This window comes from Corallococcus sp. CA047B, assembly GCF_003612065.1.
GTDB classification, from domain to species: Bacteria; Myxococcota; Myxococcia; order Myxococcales; family Myxococcaceae; genus Corallococcus; species Corallococcus praedator.
This window is the reverse complement of sequence record NZ_RAWD01000349.1, coordinates 1-9470: the sequence shown is the minus strand read 5'-3', so window position 1 is coordinate 9470 and position 9470 is coordinate 1. Positions and strand designations below refer to the sequence as shown.

12 protein-coding genes are annotated in these 9470 nt (G+C 70.2%); 9 read left to right on the top strand and 3 right to left on the bottom strand.

Going from position 1 to position 9470, the window contains the following annotated elements; genetic code table 11:
- On the top strand, positions 1 to 703 hold a 703-nt coding region (locus D7X74_RS35195), incomplete at its 5' end, for a hypothetical protein (RefSeq protein WP_370450839.1).
- A gap of 2 nt (positions 704 to 705) precedes the next feature.
- Here the strand turns inward: D7X74_RS35195 and D7X74_RS35190 are convergent.
- Positions 706 to 1713, bottom strand: coding sequence for a DUF4105 domain-containing protein (locus D7X74_RS35190; RefSeq protein ID WP_120537373.1), 1008 nt, complete (start codon positions 1711 to 1713; stop codon positions 706 to 708).
- Between the two features lie 182 nt (positions 1714 to 1895).
- Here D7X74_RS35190 and D7X74_RS35185 point away from each other — a divergent pair, with 182 nt between their 5' ends.
- Positions 1896 to 2117: an MbtH family protein gene (locus tag D7X74_RS35185; RefSeq protein WP_120537372.1), complete on the top strand. Its 222-nt coding sequence runs from the start codon at positions 1896 to 1898 to the stop codon at positions 2115 to 2117.
- A gap of 74 nt (positions 2118 to 2191) precedes the next feature.
- Here D7X74_RS35185 and fruA read toward each other — a convergent pair whose 3' ends face one another.
- Positions 2192 to 2878, bottom strand: coding sequence for a response regulator transcription factor FruA (fruA, locus tag D7X74_RS35180; RefSeq protein WP_120537371.1), 687 nt, complete (start codon positions 2876 to 2878; stop codon positions 2192 to 2194).
- 481 nt (positions 2879 to 3359) lie between these two features.
- Between fruA and D7X74_RS35175 the strand changes: the two genes are divergently transcribed.
- Positions 3360 to 4136 (top strand): RDD family protein, encoded by a 777-nt coding sequence (locus D7X74_RS35175; protein ID WP_120537370.1) that lies wholly within the window; start codon positions 3360 to 3362, stop codon positions 4134 to 4136.
- Between the two features lies 1 nt (position 4137).
- The gene (locus D7X74_RS35170) at positions 4138 to 5148 is read left to right on the top strand and encodes a stage II sporulation protein M (RefSeq protein ID WP_120537369.1); all 1011 of its coding nucleotides are present in this window, start codon (positions 4138 to 4140) and stop codon (positions 5146 to 5148) included.
- Here D7X74_RS35170 and D7X74_RS35165 read toward each other — a convergent pair.
- Positions 5064 to 5579, bottom strand: a complete 516-nt coding sequence (locus D7X74_RS35165) for a J domain-containing protein (protein WP_120537368.1) — start codon at positions 5577 to 5579, stop codon at positions 5064 to 5066. The genes D7X74_RS35170 and D7X74_RS35165 overlap by 85 nt on opposite strands.
- A gap of 146 nt (positions 5580 to 5725) precedes the next feature.
- Between D7X74_RS35165 and D7X74_RS35160 the strand changes: the two genes are divergently transcribed.
- The 5 genes from D7X74_RS35160 to D7X74_RS35140 all read left to right on the top strand — a co-directional run bounded on the left by D7X74_RS35160 (position 5726) and on the right by D7X74_RS35140 (position 9214).
- On the top strand, positions 5726 to 6289 hold the full coding sequence (locus D7X74_RS35160; RefSeq protein WP_120537367.1) for a HEAT repeat domain-containing protein: 564 nt from the start codon (positions 5726 to 5728) through the stop codon (positions 6287 to 6289).
- A gap of 81 nt (positions 6290 to 6370) precedes the next feature.
- On the top strand, positions 6371 to 6898 hold the full coding sequence (locus D7X74_RS35155) for a DivIVA domain-containing protein (RefSeq protein WP_120537366.1): 528 nt from the start codon (positions 6371 to 6373) through the stop codon (positions 6896 to 6898).
- 6 nt (positions 6899 to 6904) lie between these two features.
- Entirely contained in the window at positions 6905 to 7204 is a 300-nt protein-coding gene (locus D7X74_RS35150) for a DUF167 domain-containing protein (protein ID WP_120537365.1), read from the top strand.
- A gap of 8 nt (positions 7205 to 7212) precedes the next feature.
- Entirely contained in the window at positions 7213 to 8487 is a 1275-nt protein-coding gene (locus D7X74_RS35145) for a peptidase MA family metallohydrolase (RefSeq protein WP_120537364.1), read from the top strand.
- 184 nt (positions 8488 to 8671) lie between these two features.
- Positions 8672 to 9214, top strand: coding sequence for a hypothetical protein (locus D7X74_RS35140; protein ID WP_199732665.1), 543 nt, complete (start codon positions 8672 to 8674; stop codon positions 9212 to 9214).
- Positions 9215 to 9470: the final 256 nt, after the last annotated feature.

The window sequence follows — 9470 nt, the reverse complement described above, 5'->3', positions numbered from 1 at the left end:
GCCCACCGCCGTGCCGCCCTCGCTCGCCCGCGTGGCCTTCCACGCCGTGGCCGCCGGGCTCACGCCGCTCATCCCCGTGCCCTTCCTGGACGACTACGCCCTGCGCCAGGTGCGCGAGCAGGCAGTGAGAGATCAGCTCAAGGAGAAGGGCCTCAAGGCCCCGGACAAGGCCGTGGCGCTGCTGGCCGGCTCGAACGAGGCGCGCGGCCTGGGCGGACGGCTGATGTCCTATCTCAAGGCCGTGGCCCTGTTCCCGGTGCGCAAGGTGTTCCGCAAGGTCTTCTTCGTCCTCTGGATGAAGGACTGCGTGGACCTCACCTCCGTGTGCCTGCACCACGGCTACCTGCTGCACCACGCCCTGGAGCGCGGCGACCTGGACGCGGCGTCCCTCCAGGGTGACGCGCCCCGGAAGGTGCAGGCCGCCATCCTCGCCGCCTGCCAGGAGGTGGATGCCCGCCCCATCAACCAGGCCCTGCGCCGGCTCTTCCGGAGCAGCCGGCTGCTGATGGCGGAGGCCACCCGCGCCCTGTTGGATCCGAAGAAGGGCCCGCGCGTGCCCGACCGCGAGGGCGAGAGCGCGGAGGTGAAGTCCCTCACCGACCGGCTCCTCCAGGAATTGTGGGAGGAGCGCGGCTACTTCACCGCGCTGGAGGGCCACTACGAGCGCCACCTCCAAAGCAACCTGAAGCCCGCCGGCCGCTGACGTCAGGGGGCCGGGGCGGTGGCGGTGGCCTGGGGCGCGCGGATGCGCTGGGAGAAGTCATCCTGCCCCTGCGCCGCCAGGGCGCGCGCGTTGATGTGGTAGCGCGCGCGGACCTGCTCCAGCGGCACATCCGTGTCGATGATGCCCAGCTCGTACGCGAGCTCATCCGCGAACGCGGGCATCAGCGTGCGGTGGTCATACGGCACGTCCTTCGTGGCCACCTTCTCGAAGTGGCGCACCAGGTTGGTGGTGCAGTTGCTGGTGAGCGTGTCGTAGAACTCCGGCGCCGTGTGCAGGCCGTTCATCCGCTGCACCATGTCCAGGAAGAACGCGGTGACGCGCTCCTTCGACGCCTGCACCGGATACAGATACACGTCGTCATGGCGGTGGTTGGAGCGCAGTTGAATCAAGTCCCGCTCGTCGCCCACGACGTAGGCCAGCTCGAAGCGGCGGAACAGGCCGCCCACCGCGGAGAAGGTCTCCCCCTTCTCCCGCCGCACCTCCACGGAGAACACCACGTGGCGGCCGTCCTGGAAGCTGAAGGACACCATCGTGTGCGCCGCGCCGTAGAACCCGGAGAAGGGCTCCACGATGAACGACGCCCCCGTGAGCGCGTCCGTGTCGTAGGTGGCCGTGTACCAGGCCGGCTCCCAGTCCGTGGTGCTGCGGTAGCGGAAGTCGCGCACCTCGTGGAGCGTCACCTGCGTGCCCGTGATTTCGGCCCACGGCGCCCGCGCCAGGTCCGGCGCCCAGTCCCGCGTGTTGGAGGGATGCTCGGTGCGCACCCAGCCATACACGGCCGCGCAGCCTGCCAGCACCACCGCCACGCCCCAGCGCCGTGAGCGCCACCGCCACGCGGCCACCGCCACACCCGCCAGGGCCACCGCGAGGAGGGCCCGGCCCGGGTGGGCCCCTTCGGGCCCCGCTCCCGTGAGGGCCAGGGCCAGCGCGGCCCAGGCGCCTCCAACCAGAAGCAGGACGCCCGCGATGCCGTTCTTCAAGAAGCGCATGCGGCGGAGTATCCGTGCCAGCGGCCCCGGGTGTCACGATCCCGGATTCCGGGTGGATCCCCGGGCGGGCGACCGGGCACGCACCCTCCCTCCCAGGGGGGTTCGTGAGGCCTGACCGCGCCCGACCTTGACCGCTTTTCCCCGGGTGTGCGACGACAGGGGTCCCCTGGAGGAGTCACCCCATGAGCGACGAGCGCGAAGACACGACCATCTACAAGGTCGTCGTGAACCACGAAGAGCAGTACTCCATCTGGCCGGCCGACCGCGAGAACGCGCTGGGCTGGAAGGACGCCGGCAAGCAGGGCCTCAAGGCCGAGTGCCTGGAGTACATCAAGGAGGTCTGGACGGACATGCGCCCCCTGAGCCTCCGCAAGAAGATGGAAGAAGCGGCCCGCAAGAACTGAAGGCCGCATCGGTCCGGATGCCGTGCTCCCTCCCCGTTTCATCGGGGAGGGTGGGCCGTCCCTCCGTGTGAAGCCTAGAGGTCCGGCGGAGGCCTGACGCCCAGATGGCAGGCGCGCAGGGCAAGCTGGGTGCGATTCTCCGCCCCGAGCTTGCGGTAGAGCTGTGTGACGTGTGACTTCACGGTGCGTTCGGCGATCTGCAGGTGCGCGGCGATCTTCAAGTTGTCCGCGCCTCCCGCCACGTACGCGAGCACCTCGCGCTCCCGCTGCGTCAGCAGCAAGAGCACGCTCGCCGTGGGTGACGTCACCGGCGGATGCTCGAAGTCATTGCGCAGCAGTTGCACTGGGAAGAGGCGCTCGCCCCTCACCAGCGACTGGACCGCGGAAGAGACGGCGTTGACGCCCAGCCCCGCGCGGAAGAGGTAGCCCGAGGCCCCCTCGTCGAAGCACTGGGAGATGACCTCCGGCGTGCTCACCGCGGACAAGAGCAGCATGCGGACTTCCAGTCTGCGCTTGCGGGCTTCGCGCAGCAGGTTGAGCCCTTCCGTCACGGAGCAGCCAATGGCGGCTTCGCCATCGCTCTCCACGTCCAGAATGGCCACCTGCGGCGGATCCGTTCCAAGCCCATCCAGGAAGCCGCGCACGTCGCGCGTCACCGAAGTGGAATGACCCTCACCCCGAAGTCCGTCAGAAAGGCCCTGCCAGGCCGCCCACGGTCCTTCGAGAATCGAAATGCGAACTGCGGATTGATTCGCTGCCATGCGATGGCCCCCCAGCCGTCGTGGCGAATTGCTTTCCAGACTACCTGTCGACTTCAACCTGCCCCGGAGTCGGTGGAACCGCGGCGGAACTTCCGCCAGTGCTGAGCGTGCGAGAACCGCGCTTCAACTCCATCCGGGGGTCTTGTCAGTGCTGCCCTGCGGACTGCGCTTGCGACTGCCGAACTGGCCCAGTGGGGCCGTTCCTCCTTTTTCGTTTCAGGCAATTCCAGCCAACCAAGACCCTAACACCATCCGCCGTCACATGCGAACCGGCTCTGTCGGGACTGTCAATTGCGCACGAGTTGAGCCGAAATCCAGGGACTCGTCCGTCAGGTCGTGATCGCTGTCCTCTCTGGGACATGCATTTGAGTCCACCAGCCGATGTTTCGCGCGCTGTTTCGGCTCCGGGGTGTTGGCGGAACACATTGCGACGCGCACGCGACCTGGGCGCAGATGCGCGTATGCTGTGCGTCCTGAGCGCATGACTCCCTCCGCCCCCGCACCCCATGTCGACGTCGCCACGCCCGAACGCGTGGCCCTGTCCCTGCCCGTGGCCGGCATCGGCTACCGCTGTCTTGCGTGGCTGGTGGACGCAAGCCTGCTGTTCTTCTTCTGGGTGGCGCTCTACTTCGTCGTCACGCTGCTCGTGTCGGACGTGCTGGGTGCGTTCCAGGCCCTGTCGGGGCTGGTCCAGACGCTGCTGGCGGTGGGCCTGTTCGCCACGCAATGGCTGTACTGGACGCTGGCGGAGGTCTTCTTCCATGGACAGACACCGGGCAAACGCGCGCTGAGAATCCGCGTGGTGCGCGAGGATGGCTCACCGGTGGGCTTCTTCGAAAGCGCCGTGCGCAACCTGTGCCGTGCAGTGGACTTCCTGCCGGTGCTCTACGCCACCGGTTGCATCACCATGCTGCTGGACGGACGGCACCGCCGGTTGGGGGACCTGCTCGCGGGCACGGTGCTGGTGCGCGAGGAGGCCATCGACCTGGACAAGTACACCCAGGCCCCCGCCCCCGTCTCCGACGCCGCGCGCGAGCCCGCCGCCGTGCAGCGCCCCTTGAGCGCGGAGGACGTGGAGCTGGTGCTGGCCTTCCTGTCGCGCGCGCCCGGCCTGGAGAAGGACGTGCGTCAGCGCCTGGGAGCGCGGCTGGTGGACCGCGTGGGCGCGGGACTGACGGACGAGGAGCGCGCGAAGGTGCTGGAGTCCCCCGAGGCCGCGGAGGCCTTCCTGCGCACCCGCGCGCGGGCGGCCCACTGACATGGCGCTGCCCCTTCCCGCCTTCGTCTCCCGGCGCCGTCCGGACTGGGACGCGCTCCAGGCGCTGCTGACGCGCCAGCGCTCGGGCCGGCTGCACCTGGAGGAGCTGCGCCAGTTGGACACGCTGTACCGGCGCGCGTCCGCGGACCTGGCGCAAGCACAGACGTTCTACCCGGGCACGGACGCGCACCGCTTCCTCAACCAGCTCTGCGGACAGGCCTATGGCGCCATCTACCAGCCGCCCCGCGAGCGCTGGGCCTCCACGCGCGACTTCTTCCGGCGCGACTTCCCGGCCACGCTGAGAAGGGAAGCGCGCTTCGTGGGCGTGAGCGCGGGACTGCTGGTGCTGGGATTGGTGCTGGGCGCGCTGGTGGTGCTGCTGGAGCCGCGCGGCGCGGAGCTGCTGGTGCCGGAGGGCGTGCGGCGCTACGTGGCCCAGGGGCGCATGTGGACGGACGACCTGTTGTCGGTGGCGCCGCCCAACGCGGTGGCCTCCGGCATCGCCACCAACAACCTCACCGTCACGCTGTTCGCGTTCGCCTCCGGCATCCTGCTGGGCGTGGGGCCCATCTTCACGCTCGTGAACAACGGCGTGCTCATTGGCGCGGTGGGCGCGCTGTGCTTCCGCGAGGGCATGGCGGTGGGCTTCCTGGACTTCATCGCCGCGCACGGGCCCGTGGAGCTGTCCATCATCGTCATCTCGGGCGGAGCGGGCCTGATGGTGGGCCAGGCGCTCATCGACCCGGGAGAGCTGCCGCGCGCGCAGGCGCTCCAGGCGCGCGGTCGTGAGGCGGTGAAGCTGGTGGTGGGCTGCGCGCCCTTCCTCGCCGGCATCGGCGTGGTGGAGGGCTTCATCTCCCCGGGCTCCTTCTTCCCCACCTGGGCCAAGGTGGGGCTGGGCCTGTCGCTGGGAGCGCTCTTCTGGTTCTACCTGTTGCGCGCGGGCAGGACGGACGCGCTCGCGGCGCGCGGGGACGTGCCGGAGGACAGCGCCTCCAGCCGCTTGCGCTGACGGTGCTTGAGGATGCGCTCATAGGCCGCGTTGAGCTCCCGCATCTGCTCCGCGGAGCCGCCCCGGTCCGGGTGCCGCTCCATGGCCAGCGCGTGGAAGCGCGCGCGCACCACGTCGGGCGGATCCAACGGCGACACGCCCATCGTCTGGTACGGGCACTGCTCCTGGACGGCGGTGAGCCACTTGTCCAGGCGGTCCTTCACCTCGACGAAGCGCGCGTCCGCGTCCGCGGTGTCCTTCACCGGGTGCGTGCGCATCTTCGCGTCCGCGCGGAACACCTCGCTGTAGGTGCTGGACACCCAGCGATGGCAGGAGCCGCACCGGTAGTACTTCACCCGGTTCCCGGGCTGAAGGGTCATCATGACGCCGCAGTGGGTGCACTCCACTTCGACGTTCTCCAGCGTCTGCCAGCTCGCGACCGCCGCACCCATGATGTCTTCGCTCTCCGTTTCGCAACACGCCTGTAGCAGCGACAACCTCCCACGTCCGGCGATCCCGTCAAGAAAATGTCGTCACCGACCCAGGGGGGTGCGCCACCCCGCTGCCGGGGTGTCGGGATTCGGGTAGAACAGGGGGTATGCGTCCGCTCCTCGCCGCCGCCCTGCTGCTGACCGCCGTCGCGCATGCCCAGGCCCCGTCCCGGGCGCCCCTGAAGCCAGCCTCGGAGAAGGCCGGTCCGGAGAAGGCTGCGCCTCCCAGGCCCTCCCCGGCCCAGGCGGACGCGAGCCCCCCCGACACCGCCCTCCTGCGCGGCCTGCTGTGGGCCGCGGAGCCGGCGCCGGAGGAGATCCGGACGCTCGCCATCGAGGACCTGGCGCTCTTGGGGGACCCGCGCGCCCTGGACCCGCTGGCCGCGTTCATCTGGGACCCCAACCCGCGCATCCAGCAGGCGGCGCTGCGCGCGGTGGCGCTCTTCCAGCACCGCCGCGCGGAGGAGATCCTCGGCAACGTCGTGCGCCACCCGCGCCTGCCGGATGCCCTGAAGATTCAAGCGCTGGGGGGACTGCTCTACCAGCGCACCCCCACCGCCCGGCGCTCCGTGCAGGACGTGGCCGCCGACAGCCGCGTGGGCTACGCGGTGCAGAACGCCGCGCGCTCCGTGGCGGCGCAGTGGGATGCCCCCGCGGCCGCGGCGCCCTGAGACACGCCTGCCTGCTTGCCTGCCCTTCCGGGCAGGGGCCGATTCCTGGAGTGCGCGCGTGTATGGGTTAGACTGGCGCGCATGAAGATCACCCCGCTCGATATCCGGCAGAAGCGCTTCGAGACGGTGATGCGCGGCTTCGCGCGTCCCGAAGTGAGCGCGTACCTGGAGCTCATCGCCGGCGAGTTCGAGGAGGTGGTGAAGGAGAACATCGCGCTCAAGGAGGAGTTGAAGCGCACGCAGCACAAGCTCGAGCAACACCAGGAGCGCGAGCGCACCCTCCAGGAGACGATGGTCACCGCGCAGCGCATCAGCGAGGACCTGAAGGACGCCGCGAAGAAGGAAGCGGAGATCATCATCGCGGACGCGGAGCACCAGGCGGAGAAGATCGTCCACGGTGCCCACCAGCGGCTGGTGCAGGTGGTGGAAGACATCAACGAGCTGAAGCGCCAGCGCACCCAGTTCGAATCCCAGGTGCGCTCCGTGGTGGAAGCCCACCGCAAGCTGTTGGAGACCTTCGCGGCGCCCTCCTTCGCGGACCGCGACTACGCGCGCGTCGAGGACAATGTCGCGTTCCTGACCCAGAAGAAGGCCACCTCCAACGACTAGCCTTCCGTGTCCGCCCCCTGGCTCAAGACAGTGCCGGAGGGCGTGGAGCTGACGGTGCTCGTCCAACCCCGTGCGTCCCGCACGAAGGTGGTGGGCGAACACGATGGCCAGTTGAAGATCCAGCTCGCGGCCCCGCCGGTGGATGGCGAAGCGAATGCCGCCCTGTTGGAATTCATCGCCAAGAAGCTGGGTGTGCCCAAGCGGCAGGTGACCCTCACGGCCGGTGACACGTCGCGCCGTAAGCGATTGAAGGTGCAGGGGGTTGATGCGGCGGCGGTGGAGGCTGTTATCTCTGGTGGACCGTGAGGCCACGCATGCTCCGCCTGTTCGCTGTCCTGATGATGCTGCTGGCCTCGCCCCGGGTGTTCGCACAGGACGAAGGTCCGCGCGGAATCCACGCCCAGGAGGCCGTCGTCACCGACACGGCGCTCGTGCCCCACGCCCGGCCCGCGCTGGCCACCGGGGAGGTGCGCACCAAGCGCTTCGTCATCGTCCACACCGCGAAGGCGGCGGGCGCGGCCCGGGCGCTGGCCCAACAGATTGAAGGCGTGCGGGACGGCTTCGGCGCGATGCTCGGGCGCGACTGGCCGGGCACCACCGAAATCCGCCTGGGCGTGGGCCGCCAGGAGTTCGAGGCCCTGGCCCTCCCCGGCGGCAAGCCCCCGGGCTGGGCGGTGGCGCTCGCCTACCCCGGCCATCAAATCATCCTCCTGGACGCGCTGAGCCTGAGTGACACGGAAGGCCCCACCACGCTGCGGCATGAGCTGGCGCACGTGGCGCTGGGACAGCTGGCGAAGCAATGGCCGCGCTGGTTCCAGGAGGGCGTGGCGCAGAACCTCACCGACGAGCGCTACTCCGTCGCCCACTACACCGCCCTCTTCCGCGCCGTGACGCAGGAGCGCGTCTTCCACTTCGAGGACCTGTCCGAGGACTGGCCGGACGTGCCCGCGGACGTGGAGATCGCCTACGCCCAGAGCGCCGCCTTCGTGGCCTACCTCACCGGAAAGCACGGCGCCCAGGCCATGGGCCTGCTGGTGGACGGCGTGCGCGCGGGGGAGCCCTTTGAACAGGCCTTCGGCAAGGCGTTCCGCACGTCGCTCCTCCTGGAGGAGCAGGACTGGCGCGAGGGGCTCGCGGCCCGGTACGGCTGGCTGCCGCTCACCACCAGCTCCGCGCTGTTGTGGCTGGCCGCCTCCGCCCTGTGCGTGGCCGCCTTCGCGCGCCGGATGTGGCAGAAGTCCGCGCGGATGACGGAGCTGGCCGCGGAGGACGCCGCCGAGGACGCCGCGCTGCGCCTGCTCGCCGCCGCCCGCGCCGCCGGCCCGGTGGGTGCGGATGGCACGGAGCCTGGGTCCCCTTCCGCCCTCACCTGGCCGGAGTGGCCCGGCGCCACCCCGACGCCGGGCCCGGCCCCCTCGCGGCCCGAGGCGATGGAGGGTGCGCCGGAAGCGCTGGAGTCCGGGGCTGGAAGCCCGGAGACCTCCGACGCTCTGGAACCGGGGGACGAGGAGCCGGAGTCCCCCAGCGGCGAGCATGAGGTGGATGCCGAGCACCCGGCAGGTCGCCCGCCCAAGCCAACGCTCCACTGACGGTCGCGTCCCTGCCCAGTGAGGGAAGGAACTTCCCCTGGCATCCCCGCTTTCAACACCCGCCCCGTAGGATTTACGCCCTCCGCCTGCCCTTCAGGGCAAGGGGATCGCCCAAAGGGCTGGATTCATTGGGCGTTGGTGCACGTCTGGCGTTGGCAAAGCACTTGCTATGTCTCCGTTCGCGATGCGGACGACAACGGACATGGCGGCGGAGCGGGGACGGAAGAAGGCGGGGGCGGCCCGGGTCTTCAGCAGGCAGCCGGAGCGGATCGCGGCGCTGTGGCGCCGGATGCGACTGGCGGCGCACGAGGGCCAGGGCGTTCCGGGCCCCAGCCTGCTGGACGGACTGGTGGAGCCCTTCGTCCGCGAGCTGGGACTGACGCTGGAGGGCGCGGAGTCCAGCCCCTGGAGTCGCACCCGCGCGGTGCTGCGTCTGGCGCCGGAGCGTGGCGCGCGGGCCCTGCACGACGAGTTCTCACTGCTGCGGCGGTGTCTGGTGGACGCCCTGGAGGTCCTGGGCGGTAGCGACGCGGAGCGCCAGCGCATCCACAGCGCGGTGGACGAAGCCGTGGACAGCGCGGTGGCGCTGCTGCAGCGGCTGGCGGACCCGAAGGCGGATGGGCCTCGCGTGCCTTTCGGTGGGTTGGTGGTGGAGTACTTCGAGCGGCCGTCCCACGCGAAGCGGGCCCCGGTGGGCCGTCGCGACGAGCGGTCCGCGATGCACTGAGCCGAAGGGGGCTCTGACTTTTTGTAGCAACGGTTTGCCGATCCGTCCGGCTTGACGCTTCTCCCCACAAGGGAGGGTCCGGGGGCTGGCGGGAGGGTGCGCTGTCGTGGATGGGGGTCCGCGACGCGCCTTGGGGAGCGTGTTCCTGCTCGGGGGAGCGGTGAGCGCGCACACAGGTTCGAACGCCGGAACGCGTGGATGGGGGTCCGCGCGCTCCGCCGGTCGGACGGATCGGCATGTTTTGTCGGGGGACAAC

Excerpts from the sequence above, each read along its gene's own strand:
- D7X74_RS35190 (WP_120537373.1), bottom strand. The coding sequence starts at position 1,713 with ATGCGCTTCTTGAAGAACGGCATCGCGGGCGTCCTGCTTCTGGTTGGA.
- D7X74_RS35185 (WP_120537372.1), top strand. The coding sequence starts at position 1,896 with ATGAGCGACGAGCGCGAAGACACGACCATCTACAAGGTCGTCGTGAAC.
- D7X74_RS35170 (WP_120537369.1), top strand. The coding sequence starts at position 4,138 with ATGGCGCTGCCCCTTCCCGCCTTCGTCTCCCGGCGCCGTCCGGACTGG.
- D7X74_RS35155 (WP_120537366.1), top strand. The coding sequence starts at position 6,371 with ATGAAGATCACCCCGCTCGATATCCGGCAGAAGCGCTTCGAGACGGTG.
- fruA (WP_120537371.1), bottom strand. The coding sequence starts at position 2,878 with ATGGCAGCGAATCAATCCGCAGTTCGCATTTCGATTCTCGAAGGACCG.
- D7X74_RS35160 (WP_120537367.1), top strand. The coding sequence starts at position 5,726 with ATGCGTCCGCTCCTCGCCGCCGCCCTGCTGCTGACCGCCGTCGCGCAT.
- D7X74_RS35140 (WP_199732665.1), top strand. The coding sequence starts at position 8,672 with ATGCGGACGACAACGGACATGGCGGCGGAGCGGGGACGGAAGAAGGCG.
- D7X74_RS35165 (WP_120537368.1), bottom strand. The coding sequence starts at position 5,579 with ATGGGTGCGGCGGTCGCGAGCTGGCAGACGCTGGAGAACGTCGAAGTG.
- D7X74_RS35145 (WP_120537364.1), top strand. The coding sequence starts at position 7,213 with ATGCTCCGCCTGTTCGCTGTCCTGATGATGCTGCTGGCCTCGCCCCGG.
- D7X74_RS35175 (WP_120537370.1), top strand. The coding sequence starts at position 3,360 with ATGACTCCCTCCGCCCCCGCACCCCATGTCGACGTCGCCACGCCCGAA.